General features: G+C 68.9%; 24 protein-coding genes. 16 read left to right on the top strand and 8 right to left on the bottom strand.

The window, feature by feature from the left end; genetic code table 11:
- Positions 1-25 precede the first annotated feature (25 nt).
- The 5 genes from KU887_RS32595 (at position 26) to KU887_RS32575 (ending at position 5,975) form a co-directional block, all read left to right on the top strand.
- On the top strand, positions 26-1,408 hold the full coding sequence (locus KU887_RS32595; protein WP_196433299.1) for an NtaA/DmoA family FMN-dependent monooxygenase: 1,383 nt from the start codon (positions 26-28) through the stop codon (positions 1,406-1,408).
- Between the two features lie 102 nt (positions 1,409-1,510).
- Positions 1,511-3,073 carry a sugar ABC transporter ATP-binding protein gene (locus KU887_RS32590; protein WP_258258468.1) on the top strand — a complete coding sequence of 521 codons (1,563 nt, stop codon included), beginning with the start codon at positions 1,511-1,513 and terminating at the stop codon, positions 3,071-3,073.
- Positions 3,070-4,131 (top strand): ABC transporter permease, encoded by a 1,062-nt coding sequence (locus KU887_RS32585; RefSeq protein WP_258258467.1) that lies wholly within the window; start codon positions 3,070-3,072, stop codon positions 4,129-4,131. The genes KU887_RS32590 and KU887_RS32585 overlap by 4 nt, the downstream gene beginning before the upstream one ends.
- A gap of 167 nt (positions 4,132-4,298) precedes the next feature.
- Positions 4,299-5,369 carry a substrate-binding domain-containing protein gene (locus KU887_RS32580; protein ID WP_111442172.1) on the top strand — a complete coding sequence of 357 codons (1,071 nt, stop codon included), beginning with the start codon at positions 4,299-4,301 and terminating at the stop codon, positions 5,367-5,369.
- 60 nt (positions 5,370-5,429) lie between these two features.
- On the top strand, positions 5,430-5,975 hold the full coding sequence (locus tag KU887_RS32575) for an OsmC family protein (RefSeq protein ID WP_006498228.1): 546 nt from the start codon (positions 5,430-5,432) through the stop codon (positions 5,973-5,975).
- A 127-nt stretch (positions 5,976-6,102) separates the two neighbouring features.
- Here KU887_RS32575 and KU887_RS32570 read toward each other — a convergent pair whose 3' ends face one another.
- Positions 6,103-7,023 carry an AraC family transcriptional regulator gene (locus KU887_RS32570; RefSeq protein ID WP_006489183.1) on the bottom strand — a complete coding sequence of 307 codons (921 nt, stop codon included), beginning with the start codon at positions 7,021-7,023 and terminating at the stop codon, positions 6,103-6,105.
- 139 nt (positions 7,024-7,162) lie between these two features.
- Between KU887_RS32570 and KU887_RS32565 the strand changes: the two genes are divergently transcribed.
- The gene (locus KU887_RS32565; protein ID WP_258258466.1) at positions 7,163-8,128 is read left to right on the top strand and encodes an SDR family NAD(P)-dependent oxidoreductase; all 966 of its coding nucleotides are present in this window, start codon (positions 7,163-7,165) and stop codon (positions 8,126-8,128) included.
- 69 nt (positions 8,129-8,197) lie between these two features.
- Here the strand turns inward: KU887_RS32565 and KU887_RS32560 are convergent, their stop codons facing one another.
- Positions 8,198-9,502 carry a HipA domain-containing protein gene (locus tag KU887_RS32560; RefSeq protein WP_062911628.1) on the bottom strand — a complete coding sequence of 435 codons (1,305 nt, stop codon included), beginning with the start codon at positions 9,500-9,502 and terminating at the stop codon, positions 8,198-8,200.
- Positions 9,492-9,776 (bottom strand): helix-turn-helix transcriptional regulator, encoded by a 285-nt coding sequence (locus KU887_RS32555; protein ID WP_058903630.1) that lies wholly within the window; start codon positions 9,774-9,776, stop codon positions 9,492-9,494. The genes KU887_RS32560 and KU887_RS32555 overlap by 11 nt, the downstream gene beginning before the upstream one ends.
- A 493-nt stretch (positions 9,777-10,269) precedes the next feature.
- On the opposite strand from KU887_RS32555, the gene KU887_RS32550 reads away from it, so the two are divergent.
- From KU887_RS32550 to KU887_RS32540, 3 genes are all read left to right on the top strand, one after another.
- Positions 10,270-10,980: an MgtC/SapB family protein gene (locus tag KU887_RS32550; RefSeq protein WP_006489187.1), complete on the top strand. Its 711-nt coding sequence runs from the start codon at positions 10,270-10,272 to the stop codon at positions 10,978-10,980.
- Positions 10,981-11,052: 72 nt separating this feature from the next.
- Positions 11,053-11,478 (top strand): CBS domain-containing protein, encoded by a 426-nt coding sequence (locus tag KU887_RS32545; RefSeq protein ID WP_006489155.1) that lies wholly within the window; start codon positions 11,053-11,055, stop codon positions 11,476-11,478.
- A gap of 26 nt (positions 11,479-11,504) precedes the next feature.
- Positions 11,505-11,774, top strand: a complete 270-nt coding sequence (locus tag KU887_RS32540; RefSeq protein ID WP_171984009.1) for a DUF2934 domain-containing protein — start codon at positions 11,505-11,507, stop codon at positions 11,772-11,774.
- Positions 11,775-11,835: 61 nt separating this feature from the next.
- Here KU887_RS32540 and KU887_RS32535 read toward each other — a convergent pair whose 3' ends face one another.
- Positions 11,836-11,982, bottom strand: coding sequence for a hypothetical protein (locus KU887_RS32535; RefSeq protein ID WP_006489171.1), 147 nt, complete (start codon positions 11,980-11,982; stop codon positions 11,836-11,838).
- A 286-nt stretch (positions 11,983-12,268) separates the two neighbouring features.
- On the opposite strand from KU887_RS32535, the gene KU887_RS32530 reads away from it, so the two are divergent.
- From KU887_RS32530 to KU887_RS32500, 7 genes are all read left to right on the top strand, one after another.
- Positions 12,269-12,553: a hypothetical protein gene (locus tag KU887_RS32530; protein WP_012493736.1), complete on the top strand. Its 285-nt coding sequence runs from the start codon at positions 12,269-12,271 to the stop codon at positions 12,551-12,553.
- A gap of 63 nt (positions 12,554-12,616) precedes the next feature.
- Positions 12,617-13,621, top strand: a complete 1,005-nt coding sequence (locus KU887_RS32525) for an SDR family oxidoreductase (protein WP_258258465.1) — start codon at positions 12,617-12,619, stop codon at positions 13,619-13,621.
- Positions 13,622-13,828: 207 nt separating this feature from the next.
- Positions 13,829-14,755: a TauD/TfdA family dioxygenase gene (locus KU887_RS32520; protein ID WP_058903627.1), complete on the top strand. Its 927-nt coding sequence runs from the start codon at positions 13,829-13,831 to the stop codon at positions 14,753-14,755.
- A 49-nt stretch (positions 14,756-14,804) separates the two neighbouring features.
- A complete protein-coding gene (locus tag KU887_RS32515) occupies positions 14,805-15,836 on the top strand; it encodes an ABC transporter substrate-binding protein (RefSeq protein ID WP_077057008.1) in 1,032 nt (343 codons plus the stop codon).
- 67 nt (positions 15,837-15,903) lie between these two features.
- On the top strand, positions 15,904-16,893 hold the full coding sequence (locus KU887_RS32510) for an ABC transporter ATP-binding protein (RefSeq protein ID WP_034204022.1): 990 nt from the start codon (positions 15,904-15,906) through the stop codon (positions 16,891-16,893).
- On the top strand, positions 16,890-17,777 hold the full coding sequence (locus tag KU887_RS32505; RefSeq protein WP_006487501.1) for an ABC transporter permease: 888 nt from the start codon (positions 16,890-16,892) through the stop codon (positions 17,775-17,777). Before KU887_RS32510 ends, KU887_RS32505 begins: the two co-directional genes overlap by 4 nt.
- Positions 17,778-17,939: 162 nt before the next feature.
- The gene (locus tag KU887_RS32500; protein ID WP_006498211.1) at positions 17,940-19,157 is read left to right on the top strand and encodes an acyl-CoA dehydrogenase family protein; all 1,218 of its coding nucleotides are present in this window, start codon (positions 17,940-17,942) and stop codon (positions 19,155-19,157) included.
- 54 nt (positions 19,158-19,211) lie between these two features.
- On the opposite strand, the gene KU887_RS32495 is transcribed toward KU887_RS32500, so the two are convergent.
- From KU887_RS32495 to KU887_RS32480, 4 genes are all read right to left on the bottom strand, one after another.
- Positions 19,212-20,399, bottom strand: a complete 1,188-nt coding sequence (locus KU887_RS32495) for an LLM class flavin-dependent oxidoreductase (protein ID WP_006493986.1) — start codon at positions 20,397-20,399, stop codon at positions 19,212-19,214.
- Between the two features lie 76 nt (positions 20,400-20,475).
- Positions 20,476-21,000 carry a c-type cytochrome gene (locus KU887_RS32490; protein ID WP_006498209.1) on the bottom strand — a complete coding sequence of 175 codons (525 nt, stop codon included), beginning with the start codon at positions 20,998-21,000 and terminating at the stop codon, positions 20,476-20,478.
- Positions 20,993-22,249, bottom strand: a complete 1,257-nt coding sequence (soxC, locus tag KU887_RS32485) for a sulfite dehydrogenase (protein ID WP_012493734.1) — start codon at positions 22,247-22,249, stop codon at positions 20,993-20,995. Before soxC ends, KU887_RS32490 begins: the two co-directional genes overlap by 8 nt.
- Before the next feature lie 119 nt (positions 22,250-22,368).
- Positions 22,369-23,553: a porin gene (locus tag KU887_RS32480; RefSeq protein WP_258258464.1), complete on the bottom strand. Its 1,185-nt coding sequence runs from the start codon at positions 23,551-23,553 to the stop codon at positions 22,369-22,371.
- Between the last annotated feature and the right edge of the window lie 53 nt (positions 23,554-23,606).

Here is a 23,606-nt window from a genome sequence, read left to right as displayed (position 1 = left end):
TCCTGCCTTGGTACCGATTTCGACGATGTCCGATCCTCGCCCCTTGCTGTTTTCCCTGTATGAACAAGCCAGCGTCGGCTGCGGCGGCGCGCCGAGCCTGTGGACCCATCCGGCCGACGAACGGCTGCGCGCGAATACGCTCGCGTTCTGGTCGAATCTCGCTCGCACGGCCGAGCAGGCCGATCTCGACATGCTGTTCTTCGCGGACGTGCTCGGCCTGTACGACGTCTATGGCGGGTCGGCCGACGCGGCGGTGCAGTGGGCGGTCGAGGCGCCCGCGAACGATCCGATGATGCTGATTCCGGCGCTCGTCGCGCAGACCGAACGGCTCGCGTTCGGCGTGACGGCGAGCACGACCTACGAGCATCCGTTCGCGCTCGCGCGCCGCTTCAGCACGCTCGATCATCTGAGCAACGGCCGGATCGGCTGGAACATCGTGACGTCCTACCTGACGAGCGCGGCGCGCAACTTCGGGCTCGACCGGATGATCGGCCACGACGCACGCTACGCGCGCGCGGAGGAGTTCCTCGACGTCGTGTACAAGCTGTGGGAAGGGAGCTGGGCGGACGACGCGGTCGTCGCGGACAAGCACGCGCCGCGCTATGCGCGCGGCGAGCGCGTGCGGCCGATCGCGCACGAAGGCACGCACTACCGCGTGCAGGGGCCGCACGTCTGCGCGCCGTCGCCGCAGCGCTCGCCCGTGCTGATCCAGGCCGGCTGGTCGGGGCGCGGGCGCGCGTTCGCGGCGAAGCACGCGGAGGTGGTGTTCGTCGCGAAATCGGATCCGCACGAGATTCGCGCGGGCCTCGACGAGATTCGGCGGCTTGCGGCCGAACGCGGCCGCGCGGCGGACGACGTGAAGTCGCTGACGGTGCTGCGGATCGTCACGGCGCGCTCGTCGAGCGATGCGAAGGAGAAGTATCACGCGCTGCAGCAGCACTATCACCAGCACGCGCAACTCGTCAGCTATGCGGGCGACACCGGCATCGACATCGACCGCTATGCGGACGACGAACCGCTGACGACGCAGACGGAAGGCCTGACGTCCTACGTGGTGCGGCCGGACGGCAGCGGCAAGCCGCTCACCGCGGGCGACGTGCGGCGCAAGTTCGCGAGCGTCACGCGCGGCACCGACCTGATCCTCGTCGGCGCGCCGGACGAAGTCGCGGACCAGCTCGCCGAGCATGCGCGGCAGTCGACGACGAGCGGCTACATGATCAACCCGCTGATCAGCCCGGGCACGCTCGACGATTTCGCCGAACTGATCGTGCCCGAGCTGAAGAAGCGCGGCCTGTACCGGACGACGCCGGCGAGCGGCACCTTCCGTTCACGGCTGGGCGGCCGCGACCGCCTGCCGGACACGGCCTATGGCGCGTGGTTCCGGTTTCCCGTGCCGGAAGCGGGCTGACCGGCCGACCAATGCCGAACGACTTTCATCGGAGTGGCGTGACATGATCGATGACGTACTGTTCCTGCCGCATCTGCATCGTGCCGACCGGGATTTCTCGGCATGAATGGCGCGACGAACGAAACCATGGAGGCGACGCGGCGCGAAGCTCGACCCCGTCGATCGGCATCGCCGCCCGTCCTGAGCGCCACGGGCATCGCGAAACGCTTCGACGCGACCGTCGCGCTGGCTGCGCTCGACCTGTCGATCGGCGCCGGCGAAGTCGTCGCGCTGATGGGCGCGAACGGCGCGGGCAAGTCGACCTTCGTCAAGATCCTGAGCGGCGCGCTGCAACCGGACGGCGGCACGCTGACGCTGCGCGGCGAACCGTATCGGCCGGCGTCGCCGCACATGGCCAAGCGGCTCGGCGTCGCGACCGTGCACCAGTCGGTGGCCGACGCCGTCGTGCCGACGCTGTCGATCGCCGACAACCTGCTGCTGGACCGGCTGTGTGACCCGACGTCGCCGTGGCGCGCGCCGCCGGCCGCGCGGCGTGCCGCGGCGCGTTCGCTTGCCGAGCGGGTCGGGCTCGACGTCGATCTGGCGACGCCGCTCGCATCGCTGTCGCTGGCCGACCAGCAGCGCGTGACCTTGGCGCGTGCGCTGGCCGGGCAGCCGTCGTTGCTGATTCTCGACGAGCCGACCGCCAGCCTGTCGGCGACGGAGGCCGAGCGGCTGTTCGAGCTGGTGGATGCGTTGCGCCGCGATGGCGTCGCCATCCTGCTGGTGTCGCATCGGCTCGGCGACTTACGTCGTATCGCGGATCGCGCGGCGATCGTCCGCGATGGCCGGATCGTCGCGGATCTGGCCGCGCCGATCGATTTCGACGCCGCGGTGGAAACGATGATCGGCCGGCCGTTGCCGCGTACGCGTGCCGTGGCGCCGGAGCGGGTCGCACCGACCGAATCCGGGCCCGGATCAGGCTTCAGCGTGCGGCAGATCCGGCTGACGCCGACCAGCACGCCGTTCGACCTCGATGTCCGGCGCGGCGAGATCGTCGCGATCGCGGGCCCGGTCGGCGGCGGCAAGTCGCGCTTCGCGCGGACGATCTTCGGCGCGGTGCGGGCGGCCGCCGGCGAGATGACGCTCGACGGACGGCCATGGCGGCCACGTTCGCCGGCCGATGCGATTCGCGCCGGCGTATTCCTGGCCGGCGAGGATCGCTGGCGCACGTCGCTGTTTCCCGACAGCGTCCCGTTCGCGTCGATCGCGGGCACGATCGGCTTTCCGTTCCTGTCGCGCTGGTTCGCGGGCGGCGCGGTGCGCCGAGCCCGCGAACGTACGGCCGCCGCGGCCGCGATCGCGCGGTTCGGCATTCGCTGCGAGGGGCCGGACGATCGCGTCGCGCACCTGTCCGGCGGCAACCAGCAGAAGGTCGTGCTCGCGCGCTGGCACGCCGAGCCCGCGCGGCTGTTGCTGCTCGACGAGCCGTTCCAGGGCATCGATGCGGGCGCGCGCGCCGATATCGTCGATACGCTGCGGCGTCATGCGCATGAACGTGCGACGCTCGTGTTCGTCAGCGATCTCGAGGAAGCGGCCGAGATCGCCGATCGGATCGTGCGGTTCGATCGCGCGACGCTCGATGGCCTGTCTCCGATTTCTTCCATCGTGGGTGCCCACTCATGAAACCCGTGACTTCTTCTTCCGCCGTGCATCATGCCGCCCCCGTCGAACGATCGTCGCGCACGGGGCCGGCGCGCATCCGCGATGCGCTCGAACGGACGGGCATCCTGCTCGTGCTGGCCGTCCTCGTGGTGGTGTTTGCGCTCAGGGAGCCCGCCTTCCTGAACCTCGACAATCTGTTCAGCATCCTGCAGGCGGTGTCGATCGTCGCGTTGCTCGGCGTCGGGGTGACGGTCACGCTCGCGGCCGGCGGTTTCGACCTGTCGGTCGGCAGCGTGGCCGCGACCGCGCAGATGGCCGCGAGCTACGTGCTGGTCGTCTGGCACGGCAGCGCGTGGGCGGCCGTGATCGCGTGCGTCGTGCTCGGCGTGACCGCCGGGTTGTTCAACGGCTTGCTGATCACGCGGCTGCGCGTGCCCGACCAGCTCGCGACGCTCGGCACGCTGTTCCTGCTGGCCGGCCTGCAGTTGATCCCGACCGGCGGCCGTTCGCTCGCGACCGGCTCCGTGCTGCCCGACGGCACGGATGCGACGGGCGTGTTCCCCGACGCGTTTCTCGCGCTCGGCCGGCTGCGCGTATTCGACGTCGTACCGTTGCCGGTGCTGGTGCTCGCGGCCGTGACGGTGCTGGCCTGCATCACCATGGAAGCGACGCGCTGGGGCCGCGTGATCTATGCGATCGGCGGCAACGAAACGGCTGCGCGGCTGGCCGGTGCGCCGGCCGCGCGCTACCGTGTCGCCGCGTATGTCGTGTCGGGCGCGATCGCGTCGCTGGGCGGCGTGCTGATCGCCGCGCGGGTGGGCCGCGGCGACGTCAGCGCGGGACACTCGCTGCTGCTCGACGCGGTGGCCGCCGCACTGATCGGTTACGCGGTGTGGGGCGCGAAGCGGCCCAACGTGTTCGGCACGGTCGTCGGCGCGGTGTTCGTCGGCGTGCTGCTCAACGGGCTGACGATGCTGAACGCGCCCTACTATATGCAGGATTTCATCAAGGGCGTGCTGCTCGTGCTGGCCTTGGCGTTTACGTTCGGCATCGGTCGCCGGGCGGATGCCCGGGCGTGACGGGCGAGGTCGCCAAGCGTCGGCTCGGGAATGGACGGGTTCGAGGCACGCCCGGACTGAACCGTTTGTTATCCAAAGTAATATCGATTGCCGAATCGGTCGGTTTGAGTTCGCGTGCCGCGCTGATAGATTGAGCCGATATCGTGCTGTATGGAGACCGACACGTCATGCGCTCGTTGCTTCGCCGAAAGTCGCGCCTCGAACCGAAACTCGGTGCACTCGTATTGGGCGCCGCACTCGCGCTCGGTGTGCCCACCGCGCACGCCGGCCCGCTCAAGGGCGCGCCCGCGCCGTTCGACAAGGGCGGCGTGAAGATCGCGCTCGTCAACTACCTGTCGACCGGCGATTTTTTCCAGGCCTACGAAGCCGGCGCGCAGAAGCAGGCACGCGCGCTCGGCGTCGATCTGCGCATCTACGAAGGGCGGCAGGACGCGGCCGAGCAGCGCGAGCAGATCCAGCAGGCGATCAGCATCGGCGTGTCCGCGATCATCGTCAATCACGGCTTGCCGGAATCGCTGAAGGACGTCGTTCAGCGTGCGCTGGACAAGGGGATCAAGGTCGTCGCGTTCGACGTCGATCTTGCCAATCCGAAGGTGCCGCAGATCGAGCAGAACGATCGCGACCTCGCGAACCTGCTGCTCGATCAGGCCGTGAAGGACAACGGCGACGCGTTCTCCGCCGGGTACGTGTACGTGGCCGGATTCGCGCCGCTCGACCGCCGCGATGCCGCGTGGCGCGATTTCAAGCGCGCGCATCCGAAGGTGCAGGAAAAGGCGCGCTGGGGCACCGTCGACAACCCGATCGCGCAATCGGTCGCGAACCAGGCGGCGGCCGTGTATCGCGCGAATCCGGACATCCGCGTGGTGTTCGCGCCGTACGACGAATTCGCGCGCGGCGCGAAGCTCGCCGCCGACGAGGCCCGGCTGTCGTCGAAAATCCGCATCTACAGCGCGGACGTGTCGACGGCCGACATCGAGGCGATTCGCGCACCGAACAGCGCGTGGGTCGCGACGGCCGCGACCAATCCGGCGGTCGTCGGCGCCGTGTCGGTGCGGGCCGCGGCGCTGCTGGTCGCCGGGCAAAACCCGGGCGCGCGCATCGCGGTCAAGCCGACGCTGATCACGCGCGACGATCTCGTGAAGAACGACATTCATACCGTGGCCGAACTCGGCGCGAAGTTTCCGGCGTTCCGCGCGAGCGACGCGGCAACCGCCCCCTGGATTCCGGCGATCGACTGATCGCCCCGGCACGCAGCGAACCGATCGGTCGCGTGCGTGCCGCTTACCCGTGACTTGACCATGACGACCCTGAACGACTATCTCGCCCACAAGCGCGATGCGTGGCACGCGAAGCAGCAGGCTGCCCGCAACGATCCCGATTTCAAGGCGACGCCACTGAAGGCGACCGTGCGCGCGCTTGGCCGCAGCGGTGTGCGCGAGATCCGGATCCGCGACTTCCAGGTGATCAGCGACAGCCCGCCCGATTTCGCGGGCTACAATCTCGGGCCCGCGTCGCCCGAGCTGCAGCTCGGCGTGCTCGGCAGTTGCCTCACGCACATCACGTTGATCCAGGCCGCGGAGCGGGGCCTGAAGATCGATGCGATCGAAGTCGAAGTCACCGGCGACCAGCATCCGCTCGCGCAGCAGCCGGGGTTCGAGCATGTTCCGGTATTCCCGCACAACATCCGCTATACGCTCGACATCGTGTCGCCGGAGCCGCCGGAGACCATCCGCGCGTTGCATCAGGCAGTCGAAGCGGTGTGCCCGATCTTCAACCTGCTGAGGCTGCCGCAGCACATCGACGGGGAATTGCGGCATACCGGCGGCAGCGCACCGGCGCAGTGATACGCGGCCGAGTTTTGAAAGAAAATCGATGCATTGTGATAAGAATACTTATCCCGACGGTCGCGATACGAACGCATGGCGTTGACGGAGTCGCGCCATCACGAGCCCGACGAAGGCAGTCACGACGCTAGTTGCCCGATTCCTTCGTCACGTCATGACGATAGGCGCGCGGCGAGCAGCCCACGATCCGCTTGAACGCATGGCCGAACGCGCTATCCGAGTCGTAGCCGAGCCGTTGCGCGATCGTCGAGATCGACGCGTTCGAGCGGCGCAGTTCGCGCATCGCCAGCTGGATCCGCCAGCGCAGCACGTATTCGAGCGGCCCGAACCCGAGCCGCCGCTTGAAATGCAGCGCGAACGTCGACCGCGATACGTGGCAGCAGGCCGCCAGCGCGTCGACGGTCCAGCGCCGCTCGGGCGCCGCGTGAATCGCGGCCAGCGCCGCGCGGACCCGCGCATCCGCGAGCCCGGCCAGCCACCCGACATCGCCGTTCGCGCCGGTGTCCACGTAGCGCCGCAGGATCTGCACCAGCATCATGTGTCCGAGATGCCGGATCATCAGCGACCCGCCCGGCGACGACGCGCCGAATTCCCGTGCGAGTTGCTGCAGCGACCAGCGCAGCACCGCCGCCGATTCGGAATCCCCGCTCACGATCACCACGGGCGGCAGGCTGCCGAGCAGCAGCGGCATGCGTTCCTCGTACGCGAAGCGGCCGCCGATCAGAAAGCAGTCGGCCGGCTCGCCATAGTGCGCGATACCGCGTTCGACATGCCGGTACACGTCGGCGGCCGGCACCGGCGCGACCGACGGATCGCTCGCCAGCGAAAATGCCCGCGGCGCGGCGAGCAGGAAGCAGTCTCCCGTACGCAGCCGAACAGGTGGCCCCGCACCGTCGACGGTCAGCCAGCAACTGCCTTCGACCACCGCGTTGAACTTGATTCCGTCGGGCGGGGGCAGGTCGACCGCCCACGGGCCGCCGGCCCGCAGGCCGGTGAAAAACGAGTCGCGCGTTTCCAGCAGCGACAGCACTTCCGATAGCGGGTCCACGCGCAATTCCCGGACGATCTCGACGAAAAACCGGATTCTATTGCATTCACGGTCCGGATGCGCGGCCGGAGAATGGGTTCGTGCAGTGACGCGGCCGATGGGCGGCCTCGAGCTTCGCACCCCGTTCCTGGAGCCTTCGATGACGAGCAGGCAGCATCCCCTTCATTCCGGATTCGACGCCGCCTCGACGGCGAGCGACGTCCTGGCCGGCCTCGACCTGCACGGCAAGACCGCCATCGTCACGGGCGGCCATTCGGGTCTCGGCCTCGAAACCACGCGGGCGCTGGCGCAGGCCGGTGCGCACGTCGTCGTCGGCGCACGGAGCGTCGCGGCCGCGCGCGAGGCGACGCGCGACATCGACGGCGTGGAAATCGCGACGCTCGATCTCGCGGACGCCGCGAGCGTGGCCGCATTCGCCGCGCGGTTCGTCGACGCGCGGCGCGACGTGCACATCGTCATCAACAGCGCGGGCATCATGGCGTGCCCGGAGACTCGCTTGGGCGACGGAAGGGAAGCGCAGCTGGCCGTCAATCACCTCGGTCACTACGCGCTCGTCAACCGGCTGTGGCCGGCGATCGCGCACGGCGACGGCGCGCGCGTGGTCGCGGTGTCGTCGCTCGGGCACCGGCTGTCGCCGATCCGCTGGGACGATATCGATTTCGCGCGCGGGTACGACAAATGGCTGGCGTACGGGCAGTCGAAAACGGCCAACGCGTTGTTCGCGGTGCAGCTCGACGTGCTCGGCGCGCCGTTCGGTGTCCGCGCGTATTCGCTGCATCCCGGCAAGATCGCGACGCCGCTGCAGCGTCATCTGACGCGCGAGGAAATGATGGCGCAGGGCTGGATCGACGAGCACGGCGTGCCGATCGATCCGACTTTCAAGACGCCCGCGCAGGGCGCGGCAACCCAGGTATGGGCGGCGACGTCGCCGCGCCTGGCCGGTTTCGGCGGCGTCTATTGCGAGGATTGCGACGTCGCGACGGTGACGCGCGGCAACGAGGAATCGGGCGTGCGGCCGCATGCGATCGATCCGGAGGACGCGGCGCGGCTGTGGGCGTGGTCCGCGGCGGCGACGGGCGTCGATGCCTTTGCGGGGCGGGGCTGACGCCCAGGTATTCGCCGGGCCGGGCGGCGCGCGGGTATCGGCGGCGGTACGACACCCGCGCGCGGCAACCTATCCGCGCGCCTGCCGCAGCGCGCGCCCCATCGCCGCGATCGGCATCGCGGCGATCGAATTCAGCAACCGCATTTCCCCGGCGTCCGGATGCGCGATGTTTCGCACTTCATCGAGCGTCTCTCCGACGTGACGATCGAGCGGCTCGAGAAAGCGCTGCAGTTCGCTGGTGGCCGCTTTCTCCCTGAGCCCTAGCGCATGACCGAATGCGACCAGCGCATTCGTGTCGATATCGGCGAACCGCGTCGCATTCCCGAGCGGCATCGTCAGCTCGCAGTGCGGCCAATGATCGCCGCGGTGGTCGGGCCGGTGCGTCGGCGTGTGATACACGACCGTGCTGACGATGTCGTAGAACGGTGCGAGCCGGTAGCCGCGCGCGTCGACGAAGAACGACAGATTCTTCAGGTGCGCGTCGGCATTGCCGACCACCACGTTGAACACGGTCCAGCGGAACACCGACAGACGCGTGAGCGCGCGCGTGCTGGTGCGGTCGATCGCGCGGGCCAGCTCCTGCGCATTCGCTCGCTGGTACTTGAAACCGCGGTCGTAGTTGAGCAACTGCATCGCGTCGATCGTATGCACGCGTGCGGCCCGTTCGGACGCGACGTCGCGGTCGAACCGGTCGATCACGTAGCAGGCGGACGGCGCGCGCAGGAAATGCACGTCGGGCACGTCGAGCCCCATCTTCTTCGCGAGCCGCATGCAGAAGAACTCGTTGATCGCCGAATGCGGATAGCGGGCCGCGCGCATGTCGGGTTTGAGCAGGTGCATCGACGGTTCGCTGCCGACCGGCTCGAACAGCGCGTAGTCGGGCGCGTCGCCGCGCAGCACCAGTAGCAGTTTCTGCTGCGCGCCGGCCGCCGACATGCGCTTGGGCGCGGTGGCTGTCAGCGCGCGCTCGGGCATCGCCTGGATCCGGTGCTCGAGCTCGTCGAGCGGCAGCGGTTGCAGGTCGCCGGGCGTTTCCTGCTCGCCGTCGGTCAGCAGCGTCAGCGCGCCGGCCGATTCGCGGCCGAAGTACGCGAGCAGGCCCCACGCGTCGGCCGCATCGACCTTCGCCTCGCGCGCGAGCGACGTGCGCATGCCTTCCTCGGGCAGCAGATTGTCGAAGAACCACTGGACCGGGCGATCGGTGGACGTGTCGGTGAACACGTCTGCGCGGAGCGGGAACGCCGGCGACAGCGGATACGCGGTGGGTGACGCAAGCCATTGCGGGTCGTACGCAAACGACCAGATCCCCTTGTCGTCGGCCAGCGTGCCCATGCGCACGCCGTTAGCGGACGCGATCAGCGTTCTAGCCGCCATGGCTGCTCCTGCGGCGTTGGGTGGCCTTCAGCGCGGTCGCTTCGGAAATCTCGATCGCCGACTCGGCGTACAGCCGCACGCCGAGCTCACTCAGCAGCAGCATGACCTTGCCGATTTGTGCGGTCGGCTTGCCGGCTTCCACCTGGCTGATGAATTTCGGCGACAGCCCGGTCGCGTTCGCGAGTTCGTCCCGGGTGAACCCCTGCTGGATTCGCGCCGCGCGAATGAAATGGGCGAGCGCGCCGATCGTGTCGACGGATTGGGACTCCGACATGACATTCTCCGTGCTTCGTATCCGAACGGGAACAGTATTGCATAACTCGCCGGCTTGGACCGTGATTCGTATTCGTGCGGGAACGAATGGAGTGTTCCGATAAGCGGCGGCGTGATTTCGTTCCCGATTGGGAACGGACGGTGAGAAAAGGAGGGTGGAGGCGAGGTCCGTATCTGACCGGATACGGAGAAAGACGGCGTCGGCGCCTGCGTGCGCACGTCCGACGGGCACGCCGGACAGGGCTCCGATGGATGCCCGCAGCGGCAATCCGTCCGCCGCCGTTCCGCGCCTCGAGTAGCGGCAGGCGATCCCGCGCACAGCTCCGGCACCTTCGCCGCTGACGCACAGTGTGCGCAGAACGCCCCTTTCTACAATCCCATTCGACTTGCTACACCCGCCGCCTACCCGGAAAGCAGGCCCGAGCCTTGCGACCGGCAAGCGTCGTCGGCGGCGTTCGCGCCCCGACACATGACGATTTGCACGGGAGGCGCGCATGGAACCGATGCCGGTCGCACTGCAGTGGCACGACGTTCTCGTCAGGATCGGGCTGGCGCTCGTCGCGGGTGGCCTGATCGGCTTCGATCGCAGCGAATCCGGCAAGACGGCCGGACTGCGCACGACGATCCTCGTCTGTCTCGCCGCGTGCCTGTCGATGCTGCAGGTCAATGCGCTGCTGCTGCAGGCGGGCAAGCCGGAGGGCGCGTTCTCGGTGCTCGACCTGATGCGGCTGCCGCTCGGCATCCTGACCGGGATGGGCTTCATCGGCGGCGGCGCGATCCTTCATCGCGACGGCCTGGTGTCCGGCGTCACCACGGCCGCGACGCTGTGGTTCGTGACGGTCATCGGGCTGTGCATCGGCGGCGGCCAGTTGTCGCTCGGCGCGCTCGGGCTGGTGCTCGCGCTGCTGGTCGTCTGGCCGCTGCGGTTCGTCGAGCGGCGCTTGCGGGGCGTCCGGACCGCGCTGGTGACGGTCGAATATCCGCTCGGCTCGGCTGCACGTGAACAACTGGCCGCGAAGCTGCGCGACGCGGGTTTCACGTGCCGGACGAAGAGCTTCTGCGAAACGACCGCGCGCGCGGTGCGCCAGGAAGAACTGTTCGTGCAGTGGCGCGAAGCGGCCGGCGCCGACGTGATGCTGAAGCAACTGATGCGGATCGTCGAATCGGCCGGCCTGACGTCGGTGCGCTGCTCGACGGAGAACTGACGCGCGCGGCGGCCGGAACGCGCGATGCTGCATTGCGCAGGCCGCCGTGGGCGGCTTATCAAGGAGCGAAACATGACATGTGTATCGGAAGTGATGACGCGCGACGCCGCGACCATCGGCCCGACGCAGAGCCTGCGCGATGCGGCCAAGCTGATGAGCGACCTGAACGTCGGCGCGCTGCCCGTGTGCGACGGCACGCGGCTGATCGGCATGCTGACGGACCGCGACATCGTCGTGCGCGCGGTGTCGATGGGCGTGCCGCCGAACGAATCGATCGAGGGCGTCGTCAGCGGGCCCGCGAACTGGTGCTACGAGGACGACGACATCTCGGCGGTGCAAAAGAAGATGGAAGACGCGCAGATTCGTCGCGTGCCGGTGGTCGACCGGCAGAAGCGGCTGGTCGGCATCGTCGCGCTGGGTGATCTGGCGACGGCCGCCGACGGCGCGATGTCGTCGACGCTCGGCGCGGTATCGGCGCCGTCGCGCCCGGATCGGTGATCGCCATGGCAGACACGGAGAACGACATGGACGAAGACAGGGAAACGCAGATTCGCGAGCGGGCGTACCAGCTGTGGCAGGCGGACGGCGCGCCCGACGGCAGGGCCGACGAATACTGGCAGCGGGCCGAGCAGCAACTCGATGCGCAGGGCAGCAGCGCGGACGGGCGCGCCGAGCAGACGGCGGATTTGCCGGCCGACCAGGCCGCGAAGCGCCGCGTTCCGGGCGAGCCGCTGCAGGACGTCGATGCGTTGCCGACCAGCGAGGTCGCGCACGAAAGGCGGCGCACGCGGTGAAGCGCGGGCCGCCGGCCGGCGGTGTCGAAAATCCGGCAGGCGGCACGGTTCGCGCGATCGGTTAGCCGTCCTCGCCCACTTCGGTCGGGTCCGGCAAGTCGGGCAGGTCGTCGTGGCGCTCGTCGTCGGGCTCCGGCGGCGGAATGTCCGGCGTGTCGGTCATGTCTTCGTCGTTCGGTGTCGCGTTCGTCGCGTGTGTCGCGCTCATGATCGTCCTCCTCGGCATCGAAAGGGTGCCGGCGTGCAGCCGGCATGCCGCTTTCGAGCATCGTGCGTGCCGCGTTTCGTTTCCGCATCGGCACGGCCGCGTGCGCTGTCCTGACTGCGCCGGATGACGCGTCGCTTGTAATTTCTGTAGCGGATCGACCGGCTGGCGGTGCGCAGACGCAGCCCGATGACGGCATGTCGCTTGCTGAAAGCGGTGCAGGCCGCCGCATCGCCCGTCGCGGTGTGGTGCGGCGCAACGCAGTCCTCATCCGGACAGGGAGTCATTCATGACCGAGCACAGTCAACGGCAGGATCCCGCGTCGCCCGACGCGGCGCGTGAGGCGGCCGACGCGCCGCAGCGGCGCAACCCGACCCCCGGCGGCGGCGAATCGACCGCGCGCCCCGGCCACGCGCCGGGCGGCGGCGAACTCGACACGATTCCGGACGATCAGGCACGCAAGGTCGTGCCGGACGACCCGCGCCAGACCGAGGTGCGCGATCCGGCCGGCCAGCCGTGGCCGGACGAGCACGACGCGCCGGACGATTCTGGAAATCGGCCGCGGCCGCTGTAGCGCGCGCGTCGGCCGAATGGTCGCGTCCGGTTCCACACCGCCAACCACGCACCGGAGTCCATCATGTCATCAGATGAAGTTTCCGAATCCCGTCGCAAATGGGTGCAGGGCACGACGGCCGGACTGGTCGCCAGCGTCGCCCTGCCGACGATCGCGCAGACGGGCGGCCCGGCCGACGCCGGCGATCCTGCGCCGCGCGATCCGCGCACGCTTTATCCGCATGCGCCGTTTCCGCAGCAGCACCAGCCGTGGCCGGGCCTCGCGGGCCGGATGACGCCGCGCCCCGATCACGGCGAGCACAGCTATCGCGGCAGCGGCCGGCTCGACGGCCGCAAGGCGCTGATCACCGGTGGCGACTCGGGCATCGGCCGCGCGGTCGCGATCGCCTGTGCACGGGAAGGCGCGGACGTCGCGATCGTCTATCTGCCCGACGAGGAGCCCGACGCGCGCGAAGTCGTGGATCTGATCCGCAGCGCGGGGCGCAAGGCCGTGCCGCTGCCGGTCGACATCCGCAGCGAAGGCGCGTGCAACGGGCTCGTCGAGCGGGCGGTCGCCGCGCTCGGCGGGCTCGACATCCTCGTGAACAACGCGGCCCGCCAGCAGAGCCACGAATCGATCCTCGACATCAGCACCGAGCAGTTCGACTGGACGCTGCGCACCAATCTTTATGCGATGTTCTGGATCACGCGGGCCGCCATTCCGCACATGCCGGCCGGTTCGGCGATCGTCAACACGACGTCGGTCAATGCGTACGATCCGTCCGCGAACCTGCTGGACTACGCGTTGACGAAAGCGGCGATCGCGAATTTCACGAAGGGGCTCGCGAAGCAGATGATCAAGCGCGGGATTCGCGTGAACGGCGTCGCGCCGGGGCCGTTCTGGACGCCGTTGCAGGTCAGCGGCGGACAGACGACGCACAACGTCGAGAAATTCGGCGAGCAGGTGCCGATGGGGCGGCCGGGACAACCGGCCGAGATCGCATCGATCTATGTCGAACTGCTTTCGTCGCGCGCGAGCTACGTGACCGGGCAGATCTATGGTGCGTCGGGCGGTGCAGGGCAGCCATAGTCGGCTCGCCGTGCGTGGGCCGACGCGGCTGAACGCGATCGGAACCTTTGTTCATCGGGCCGCCTGGACGATTCCGCCCCGATCGGCGCCGTATGCGCGAGCAGCGATCTTTATCACCGCAGCAGATAAACGTATCCGAATCGCTTCGTTGACGCACGCCGGCACGCACTCGTAGATTCGCGTTTTGACCGAATCAGGGGCCGTGCCGTGACGACTACCGCCATCCGCGACGCCGCAACGCTTTCCGCCGGGCATCCCGCCTTGCGGCCGGACGGCGCGGCGCAGCATTTCGACATCGTGCCGTTCGACGCGCCGCTCGGCGCCGAGGTGATCGGCCTCGACCTGTCGCAACCGCTCGATGCCGACGATTTCGCGCGCATCCATCGTGCGCATCTCGATCACCACGTGCTGGTGTTTCGCGACCAGCGCATCACGCCGGACGAGCACATCGCATTCAGCCGCCGCTTCGGCCCGCTGCAGATTCACGTGCTGCACCAGTTCGCGCTGGCCGGTCACCCGGAAGTGCTGATCGTGTCGAACATCGTCGAGAACGGCAAACCGGTCGGGCTCGGCGATGCCGGCCATTTCTGGCACTCCGACCTGTCGTACAAGGAAAAACCGAGCCTCGGCTCGCTGTTGCACGCGCAGGAGCTGCCGGCCGAAGGCGGCGACACGTTGTTCGCGAACATGCATCTCGCGTGGGACACGCTGCCGGCCGACCTGCGCCGCGCGGTCGAAGGGCGGCGCGCCGAGCATACGTATCTCGCGCGCTATGCGGAACTGCAGGCGCGCAGCCCGTGGCGGCCCAACCTGTCGCCCGAGCAGATCGCGCAGGTCGCCGCGGTCGTGCATCCGGTCGTGCGCACGCATCCGGAAACCGGCCGCAAGGCGCTGTTCGTCAGCGAGCATTTCACGACGCGCATCGTCGGGCTGCCGGAAGACGAAAGCCGCGCGCTGCTCGACGAACTGTTCGCGCACAGCGTGCGCGCCGAGCACCTGTATCGGCACGCATGGCGCGACCACGATCTGGTGTTCTGGGACAACCGTTCGCTGATGCATCTCGCCGCCGGCACGCCCGACCACCTGCGCCGCAAGCTGTACCGCACGACGATCGAAGGCGACGCGCCTTTCTGAACCGCACGCCCCCGTCATTCATTTCCGCCCCTTCCTGACCGGAGTTCCGATGTCGTTCTCGTTCTTGCCGGCGCGTCGCGCGCTGGCGGCCACGCTCACCGCCGCGCTCGCCTTCGCGGGCGCGGTCATCCCGCAAGCCGCGCACGCGGAGGGCCGCATCCGCATCGCCGAGCAGTTCGGCGTCGTCTACCTGATGCTGAACGTCGCGCGCGACCAGCAACTGATCGAGAAGGAAGGGCGCAAGGCCGGCCTCGACATCAAGGTCGACTGGGTGCGGCTGTCGGGCGGCGCGGCCGTGAACGACGCGCTGCTGTCCGGCGCGGTCGACGTCGCGGGCGCGGGCGTCGGACCGCTGTTGACCGTGTGGGACCGCACGCGCGGCCGGCAGAACGTGAAGGGCGTCGTGTCGCTCGGCAATTTTCCGTACTACCTCGTCAGCAGCAACCCGAACGTGAAGACGATCGCCGACCTGAGCGCGAAGGACCGCATCGCGGTGCCGGCGGTCGGCGTGTCGGTGCAGTCGCGCGTGCTGCAGTACGCCGCGGCGAAGCAGTGGGGCGACAAGCAGTTCGACAAGCTCGACGCGTTCACGCAGGCGATTCCGCACCCCGATGCGACGGCCGCGATTCTCGCGAACAGCAACGTGATCACCGGCCACTTCGGCAATCCGCCGTTCCAGGAGCAGGAGCTCGCCGGTAACCCGAACGCGCACATCGTGCTGAATTCGTATGACGTGCTCGGCGGCCCGAGCTCCGCGACGGTGCTGTACGCGACCGAGAAATTCCGCGACGACAACCCGAAGACCTACCGCGCGTTCGTCGCCGCGCTGGCCGACGCCGCACGGCAGATCGCGGCCGACCCGGAGCGCGCGGCCGATACCTATATTCGCGTGAACGGGTCGAAGATCGATCGCGCGCTGCTGCTGAAGATCCTGCGCAATCCGCAGGTGCAGTTCAAGACCGCGCCGCAGAACACGCTGCCGCTCGCGCAGTTCATGCATCGCACCGGTGCGATCCGCAACGAACCGAAGTCGTGGCGCGACTACTTCTTCGACGATCCCGCGACGGCCGGCGGTAGTTGAGCGGCGTCGACGCTGCGACGCCGCGATCGACGCTTATGCGGCGGCGCGGTTTCGATATGCGCAATCGATGGTTGGTCCGCACGACGCCTGGCCGTATGTTGATGCTTTTCCCGCAAGAGATTCCATCGTGAACGCCACTTCTCCCCGAACCTGGTTTCCGCCGTATACGGCACGCAGCGGCGCGTCGCCGGCCGCGTCCGCCGCATCCGATGCAGGTGCCGCCGGGCGGCCGGCGGTGCATGCCGCGCAGGCCGGCGCGCACAGCGAACGCCTGCTCGCCATCGACGAGGTCAGCCTCGAATACCGCAGCGGCGCGCGGATCGTGCGCGCGACGCATCAGGTGAGCTTCGACGTGTACGGCAGCGACCGCTTCGTGCTGCTCGGCCCGTCGGGATGCGGGAAGTCGACGTTGCTGAAGGCGATCGCCGGCTTCATCGAGCCCGTCTCGGGTTCGATCGCGCTCGACGGCCGGCCCGTGCGCGGGCCGGGGCCCGACCGCGTCGTCGTGTTCCAGGAGTTCGACCAGTTGCCGCCGTGGAAGACGGTCGTCGAGAACGTCGCGTTTCCGTTGCGCGCCGCCGCGAAGCTGTCGCGCGCCGAAGCCCGCGAGCGCGCGCTGCACTATCTCGACAAGGTCGGCCTGAGCGCGTTTGCCGATGCCTATCCGCATACGCTGTCGGGCGGCATGAAGCAGCGCGTCGCGATTGCACGGGCACTGGCGATGCAGCCGCGCGTGCTGCTGATGGACGAGCCGTTCGCCGCGCTCGACGCGCTCACGCGCCGCAAGATGCAGGAGGAACTGCTGCGGCTGTGGGACGAATTCCGCTTCACGCTGCTGTTCGTCACGCACTCGATCGAGGAGGCGCTCGTGGTCGGCAACCGGATTCTGCTGCTGTCGCCGCATCCGGGCCGCGTGCGGGCGGAACTCAACAGTCACGAGCATTCGCTCGACAACGTCGACACCGGCGACTTCCGCGACCACGTCGCGCGAATCCACCGCCTGCTGTTCGACACCGACGCACCGCACGTACCGACGACGGAGGACGCCGCATCATGAGTACGATCGATCCGGTCCTGCCGCCGCTGCCGCCTGTGCGCGCCGAATACACGCGTCCGCTCGACCCGCTGCCCGACGCCGAACGCGCGGCGCCGGCGCCGCTGTCGCGCCGCATCGCCGGTGCCACGTGGTTTCGCCGCGGCGTCATCGCGCTCGTGCTGATCGCCGTGTGGGAGATCGTCGCGCGCATCGTCGCGAACGATCTGCTCGTCCCGACCTTCGGCGCGACGCTGGCCGCGTTCGTGCAGGGCATCGAGTCGGGCGAACTGCTGGTCAAGACCGGCATCTCGATGTCGGTGCTGCTGCGCGGCTATGCGCTGGGCGTGCTGCTGGCGTTCGCGCTGACGTCGCTGGCGGTATCCACGCGCATCGGCCGCGATCTGCTGACGATGCTCACGTCGATGTTCAATCCGCTGCCGTCGATCGCGTTGCTGCCGATCGCGCTGCTGTGGTTCGGGCTCGGCACCGGCAGCCTGCTGTTCGTGCTCGTGCATGCGGTGCTGTGGCCGCTCGCGCTCAGCATCTATACCGGTTTCGTCGGCGTGCCCGCCACGCTGAAAATGGCCGGCCGCAACTACGGGCTCACGGGCCTGCGCCAGATCGCGCTGATCCTCGTGCCGGCCGCGCTGCCGTCGATCCTGTCGGGCCTGCGCGTCGGCTGGGCCTTCGCGTGGCGCACGCTGATCGCGGCCGAGCTCGTGTTCGGCGCGAGCGCGGGGCAGGGCGGCCTTGGCTGGTACATCTTCCAGAACCGCAACGAGCTGTACACGGACCGCGTGTTCGCGGGCCTCGCGGCCGTCATCGTGATCGGGCTGCTGGTCGAGAACCTCGTGTTCGATACGCTCGAACGCGCGACCGTGCGGCGCTGGGGGATTCAGCACTGACGCGTCCGTCCGCGATCAATCCCGGCGCGGGCATAACGTAAGCTGAAATCGGCTTTTCACGCGCGCCGGGTGCGTCCCTATACTCAGCGGACGGCGTGTAACGTACGCCCCGTCGCGCGCTGCCGCGACATTCCCCGATCTGCCCGAACAAGGACCTGCCGAATGACTGCCCGTGATGCCGTCGATCCGCGCGACGCATTGCGCGACGCGCTTGCCGCGCTGCCCGATCTCGCGACTGCGATCGGGCAGGATGCCGCCCAGCGCGAGGCGCGTCGCGAACTGCCGTTCGACGGCTTCGCGCTCTTCCGGCGCTCGGCGCTGGGTGCGCTGCGAATTCCGGTCGCGCGCGGCGGCCTGGGCGGCACGCTGGTCGACCTGTTCGATGCGATCGCGACGCTGGCGGCCGCCGATTCGAATCTCGCGCATGCGCTGCGCATCCACTACGACCAGACCGAGACGCTGCGGCTGTCGCCGCGTACGGCGTTCAACGACGTGCAGCTCGAGCGTGTGCTGGCCGGCGCGATCTTCGGCGGCGCGTCGACCGAACGCGGCACGTCGCGCCCGGGCGAGAACACGACCGTGCTGCGCCGCGACGGCGATCACCATCGCGTGACGGGTCGCAAATACTATTCGACGGGCACCGCGTTTGCCGATTTCGCGCGCATCAACGTGGAGAACGAGCAGGGCGACGCGCTCGCCGTGATCGTTCCGGTGGCGCGCGACGGCCTGCAGGTGCTCGACGACTGGGACGGCATGGGCCAGCGCATGACCGCGAGCGGCAGCCTGGTGCTGAACGACGTGCAGGTGTTCGCGGACGAAGTCGCCCCACGCGACGGGTCGACGCTCGTCGGCCGGCATTGCGGCGCGCTGCGGCAGTTGCATCTGGTCGCGACCGGCGCGGGCATCGTGCGCAACGTGGTGGCCGATGCACGCCGCTACGTGCTCGCGCATGGTCGTCCCGCGCTGCACAGCCCGGCGGCGACCGCGCGCGACGATCACTTCATCCAGCAGATCGTCGGCGAGCTGTCCGCGCACAGCCATGCGATCGACGCGCTCGTGCGAGAAAACGCGCGTGCGCTCGACCGTTCCGCCGATGCGATCGAGGCGGGCGCGGCCGATGCGGATACGCTCGTGCTCGACAGCGCCCTCGCGACCGCGCGCACGCAACTGATCGTCAGCAAGCTCGCGCTGCATGCGGCCGAGCGGCTGTTCGAAGTGGGCGGCGCGTCGGCAACGGCGCGCGAGCACAACTTCGATCGCCACTGGCGCAACCTGCGCACGATCTTCAGCCACAACCCGTTGCTGCACAAGGCGCGCGTGGTGGGCGATTACGTGTTGAACGGCGTGACGACGCACCTGACCGAAGGGCGCGTGTTCTGACGACGGCCGCGGGCGGTTGCTGCTACGCCGTCGCGCCGCGTTGCAGCGCCGACTTCAACGCCGCAAGCCGGCTTCGCGCAGCAGCGGCAGCACGCGCTCGCCGAAGAAGTCGAGATCGGGCTTGAAGTCGTAGAAACTCAACTGGATGCCGTCGATGCCCGCGCGGTGCAGCCGCACGATGGTGTCGGCGACTTGCTCCGGCGAGCCGGTGATCGAGATGTTGCCGCCGATCGCGCGCGCGGCGGCTTGCGCACGCTGCTCGAACCCGCCGCGCCACGCGTGCGCGTCGCTGTCGAAGCGGTGGAAGCTGCCTTCGTCCGCATGCGCGACGATCGCGTCGCGGTACGCGCGTGCTTCGGCCGCCGTCTCGCGGCAGATCACGAGCGGATTGAGCAGCGTGCGGATCGTGCGACCGCGCGCGGCGGCGGCCGCCTTCACGCGGGCGGTATGCGCGGGCAGCGCGTCGATCGCGCGTTCGGCGTCGGGGCCGGCCGGGCTCGTGACGAACACGATGTCCGAATAGCGTGCGGCGAACGCGATACCGGCGTCGGAACCCGTCGCGTTGATCAGCAGCGGGCGGCCGTAGCGCGGCTTCGGCGTCACGAATGCGCCGCCGAGCCGCCAGCTCGACAGTTCGGGCGTATAGCTGAAATTGTCCGGTTGCGCCCACAACTGCTGGACCGCGTCGAGGAATTCCGCGGCCATCTCGTAGCGCCGGTCGTGTTCGATCCGGTTCCAGCCGAACATCTCGTGTTCGATCGCGCGGTGGCCGGTCACCACGTTGATGCCCCAGCGTCCGCGCGAAATGTGGTCGAGCGTCGCGGTGAATTTCGCGAAATGCAGCGGATGCCACGGCCCGTAGAGCACGTGGCTCGTCGCGACGAGGATGATCCGCTCGGTGCGCGCCGTCAGCGCGGCCAGCGTCATGAACGAGTCGAGCGCGTGGCCGTCGAACACGCCGCCGTAGCCGCCTTTGGGCAGCCATTGCGACAGCGCGAACACGAGATCGAAACCGAGCGCCTCGGCGCGCGCGACCAGCTCGGCGTTGTAGTCGAACGTCCAGTCGGTCGAGCGCGGCAGCGTCGACGCGCTCCATCCGCCAGCCTGGATCGGCAGGAACAGCCCGAGCATCAGCGGCTGCGAGAGGGTGCGCGACACGGGGCTGTCGGGGAAGTCCGCCGGCGAACGAACGTCGACGAACGGCGACGATGCGAGCGGGGCGGCGACGGAGGGATCGCTCATCACGGGGTCCTTGCTGAAAAGCGCGACTCGACTCGCGCGGGTGGGCCGCTCGATCGGGCAAGCGAAGCGGGACACGTCATAGCTTGCCCGGCCTCGGATCGGGCACGAAGCCGTCACGGTTCGGCATCCGCACGCGCGGCAGCGTGCGCGCGTCGAGCCGGGCATCGCCGGACACGATGCCGTTCAGGTGCAGGACGTACGCGGTGACCGCATAGACGTCGTCCGCGCTCAGCGATTGCGGCGCGTTGTACGGCATCGCCCGGCGAATGTAGTCGAACAGCGTCGTCGCGTACGGCCAGTAGCTGCCGACCGTCTTCTTGGGCTTCGCGCTCGCGAGCGAGCCGGCGCCACCGACGAGCGGATCGCCGACGCCGCCTTCGCCGCCGGCGCCGTGACACATCGCGCATTTGTCCGCGAACACGCGGCCGCCGCGTGCGACCGTGCCCGCGCCGGGCGGCAGGCCGCCGCCGTCCGGCGCGACGTCGATGTCCCACGCGGCGAGCGCCGCGCGGTCGATCGGCTGTCCGAGGCCGAAGCCGGCGCCGAACGCGCCCGACGTCATCGCGCCGGTCGCAAGCAGGCAAGCAAGCAGCTTACGCATTGCGCACCTCGCCGTCCGCCCCGATGCGCCAGTTCTGGATGCCGTTGTAGTGGTACTGCGAGTTCAGCCCGCGCGCGGCGACGAGCGCGTCGCGGGTCGGCTGCACGTAGCCGGTGTCGTCGGTCGCGCGGCTCTGCAGGTCGGCCGGCTCGCCGCGCCATACCCAGTCGGCCTCGAAGCGCGTCAACGCACGGTCGCGGACGTCGCCGGCGAGCCGTGCGGGGCGCCAGGTGCGACCGCCGTCGGTCGACACGTCGACGGCGCGAATCCGGCCGCGGCCCGACCACGCGTAGCCGCTGATCGGGTAATAGCCGTGCGCGGCGAGCCGATGGCCGGCCGACGGCCGCGTGATGACCGACTTCGCATCCATCTCGAACACGAACTGGCGCGCACAGCCATCCGGCAGCAGATTCGTGTATTTCGACGTTTCCTCGCGCGTCATCTCCGGCGCACGCACCAGTTTCAGCCGTCGCAGCCACTTGATGTTCGTGTTGCCTTCGAATCCCGGCACGATCAGCCGCACCGGGTAGCCGTTCTCCGGACGCAGCCGTTCGCCGTTCTGCGCATAGACGACCAGCGCGCGCTCGAGGATCCGGTCGAGCGGCAGGCTGCGCGTCATCGCCGCGCCGTCCGCGCCTTCGGCGAGCAGCCAGCGTGCGGCGGGATCGATGCCCGTTTCGTCGAGCAGCGTCGACAGCCGGACGCCGGTCCATTCGCAGCACGACAGCAACCCGTGCGTGAATTGAACCGGCAGCCCGCTCGGGCCGTTCCATTCGCTGCCCGTGTTGCCCGAGCATTCGAGGAAGTGGATTCGCGATTCGGACGGGAAGCGCAGCAGGTCGTCGACCGTGAAGACGCGTGGCTCGCGCACGAGGCCGTGCACGACGACGCGATGGCGTTGCGCATCGATGTCCGGCACGCCCGCGTGATGACGCTCGTAGACGAGCCCGTTCGGCGTGATGTCGCCGAACAGGTCGGCGAGCGGCGTCATCGACGAGCCGGAACCGGGCAGCGCCGGCGTGCGGGCGCTGCGGCGAATCACGTCGCGTTCGTGCGGCCCCGGCACGCCGTACGGCGGCGACAGCAGCGGCGCACCGGGCGCGCGCGTCCACGGCGGCACATCGAGCGGCGGGCTCGCGAGCGCGCCGCCGGCCGGCAGCAGCGTCGCCGCCCAGCCGCCGGCCAACTGGCGCAGCGCCGCGCGCCGGCCGGGGCGCGGCGCGCGGGGAGGAAAACGGGAATCGGTCATGGTCGAACGCGTGTGGCGCGCGGGGAAACGATCATTCTCGGCAACCGGGCGTGGCGCGGCAAACAACGATTCCCGCTTTGCTTATCGTGACGATTGCGCCGCGCCCGCCGCGCGTGCCGTCAGAACTTCACGCGCAGCCCGCTGACGAACGCAAGCTGGCGGTTCGTCGACGACGCGCTGCCGATGTTCGAGATCGCCGCGATCTTGCGATAACCGCCCGACGTCGCGGTGCTCGCATCACCGGCCGCGAGCTGGTAGATGCCCGACACATAGATGTCGGTGCGCTTCGACAGCGCGTAGTCGAACCCGAGCGTGAACTGGTGCCAGCGCGGTTTCAGCGTCTGGCCGCTCGTGCCCGGCAGGCCGCTGGCGCGCCCGTCGGTAAACGTATAGACACCGATCAGCGTGGCCGCCGGCGTGATCTGGTAGCGCGCGTTCACGTCGTAGTTGTTGAACTTGCGCGACGAGCCGTCGAGATAGTCGAGCTGCGTGTGGCTCCATGCGAAGCCGAGCGTCGTGCGGCCCAGCGAGTAGTTCGCGCCGACCGCGCCGATCTGCTGCTTCAGTACGCCGCCGTTCAGCCCGTAGAAGAACGCGCCGCTGTAGTCGTTGCCGGTGGTCGAGGTCGCGCCGCCCACCGCGCCGCTCGTGTTCGACGTCGCATTCGGGTGATTGAGCCGCACATAGCCGCCGCCGACCGACAGCGGACCGTTCACGTAGTTCGCCGATGCGCCCCACGCGTTGTTGTTCGAGAAGCCGGTGCCCGCGCCGCCATTGGCCTGGTTGCTGAATGCATAGAGCAGGTCGGCCGTGAAGCCGGCGATCGTGTCGCTGCGGAATTTCACCGCGTTGTTCAGGCGGAAGCTCTGGTTCAGGTTGTCGTTGTCGCCCACGTGCGTGGCCGGCGACCAGAAACCGGCTCCCGAATACTGCGCGACGAGATCGGTGATCGGCTCGTACTGACGGCCGAACGTCAGCGTGCCGAGGCCTTTCTTGCCGAGACCCACGTACGCGGAGCGGCCGAACAGGCGGCCGCCCTGGCCGAGCCCGCCGTCGCTCGGCCGGAATCCGCCTTCCAGCGTGAAGACCGCCTGCAGGCCGCCGCCGAGATCCTCGGCGCCTTTCAGGCCCCAGCGGCTGCCGCTCAGCTTGCCGCTCGTCTGCTGGATGTTGCTCGCGCCGCCCTGGTTGTTCGTATACGCGATGCCGGCGTCGACCACGCCGTACAACGTGACCGAACTCTGCGCATGCGCACTGACCGAACCGATCGACACCAAACCCAGTACCACCGTTTTTTTGATCATGACCATCCTCTGTTGTTATCAGTACGTTTGTGAGGATCACGATGCTATTGACG

It is taken from the genome of Burkholderia sp. EMB26 (assembly GCF_024730645.1).
Taxonomy (GTDB): domain Bacteria; phylum Pseudomonadota; class Gammaproteobacteria; order Burkholderiales; family Burkholderiaceae; genus Burkholderia; species Burkholderia cenocepacia.
This window is presented reverse-complemented; position numbering and strand designations above follow the sequence as displayed.

Bases quoted from the DNA above. Each gene is read 5' to 3' on its own strand.
- KU887_RS32595 (WP_196433299.1), top strand. From the start codon at position 26: ATGTCCGATCCTCGCCCCTTGCTGTTTTCCCTGTATGAACAAGCCAGC.
- KU887_RS32590 (WP_258258468.1), top strand. From the start codon at position 1,511: ATGAATGGCGCGACGAACGAAACCATGGAGGCGACGCGGCGCGAAGCT.
- KU887_RS32585 (WP_258258467.1), top strand. From the start codon at position 3,070: ATGAAACCCGTGACTTCTTCTTCCGCCGTGCATCATGCCGCCCCCGTC.
- KU887_RS32580 (WP_111442172.1), top strand. From the start codon at position 4,299: ATGCGCTCGTTGCTTCGCCGAAAGTCGCGCCTCGAACCGAAACTCGGT.
- KU887_RS32575 (WP_006498228.1), top strand. From the start codon at position 5,430: ATGACGACCCTGAACGACTATCTCGCCCACAAGCGCGATGCGTGGCAC.
- KU887_RS32565 (WP_258258466.1), top strand. From the start codon at position 7,163: ATGACGAGCAGGCAGCATCCCCTTCATTCCGGATTCGACGCCGCCTCG.
- KU887_RS32560 (WP_062911628.1), bottom strand. From the start codon at position 9,502: ATGGCGGCTAGAACGCTGATCGCGTCCGCTAACGGCGTGCGCATGGGC.
- KU887_RS32555 (WP_058903630.1), bottom strand. From the start codon at position 9,776: ATGTCGGAGTCCCAATCCGTCGACACGATCGGCGCGCTCGCCCATTTC.
- KU887_RS32550 (WP_006489187.1), top strand. From the start codon at position 10,270: ATGGAACCGATGCCGGTCGCACTGCAGTGGCACGACGTTCTCGTCAGG.
- KU887_RS32545 (WP_006489155.1), top strand. From the start codon at position 11,053: ATGACATGTGTATCGGAAGTGATGACGCGCGACGCCGCGACCATCGGC.
- KU887_RS32540 (WP_171984009.1), top strand. From the start codon at position 11,505: ATGGACGAAGACAGGGAAACGCAGATTCGCGAGCGGGCGTACCAGCTG.
- KU887_RS32535 (WP_006489171.1), bottom strand. From the start codon at position 11,982: ATGAGCGCGACACACGCGACGAACGCGACACCGAACGACGAAGACATG.
- KU887_RS32530 (WP_012493736.1), top strand. From the start codon at position 12,269: ATGACCGAGCACAGTCAACGGCAGGATCCCGCGTCGCCCGACGCGGCG.
- KU887_RS32525 (WP_258258465.1), top strand. From the start codon at position 12,617: ATGTCATCAGATGAAGTTTCCGAATCCCGTCGCAAATGGGTGCAGGGC.
- KU887_RS32515 (WP_077057008.1), top strand. From the start codon at position 14,805: ATGTCGTTCTCGTTCTTGCCGGCGCGTCGCGCGCTGGCGGCCACGCTC.
- KU887_RS32510 (WP_034204022.1), top strand. From the start codon at position 15,904: ATGGTTGGTCCGCACGACGCCTGGCCGTATGTTGATGCTTTTCCCGCA.
- KU887_RS32505 (WP_006487501.1), top strand. From the start codon at position 16,890: ATGAGTACGATCGATCCGGTCCTGCCGCCGCTGCCGCCTGTGCGCGCC.
- KU887_RS32500 (WP_006498211.1), top strand. From the start codon at position 17,940: ATGACTGCCCGTGATGCCGTCGATCCGCGCGACGCATTGCGCGACGCG.
- KU887_RS32495 (WP_006493986.1), bottom strand. From the start codon at position 20,399: ATGAGCGATCCCTCCGTCGCCGCCCCGCTCGCATCGTCGCCGTTCGTC.
- KU887_RS32490 (WP_006498209.1), bottom strand. From the start codon at position 21,000: ATGCGTAAGCTGCTTGCTTGCCTGCTTGCGACCGGCGCGATGACGTCG.
- soxC (WP_012493734.1), bottom strand. From the start codon at position 22,249: ATGACCGATTCCCGTTTTCCTCCCCGCGCGCCGCGCCCCGGCCGGCGC.
- KU887_RS32480 (WP_258258464.1), bottom strand. From the start codon at position 23,553: ATGATCAAAAAAACGGTGGTACTGGGTTTGGTGTCGATCGGTTCGGTC.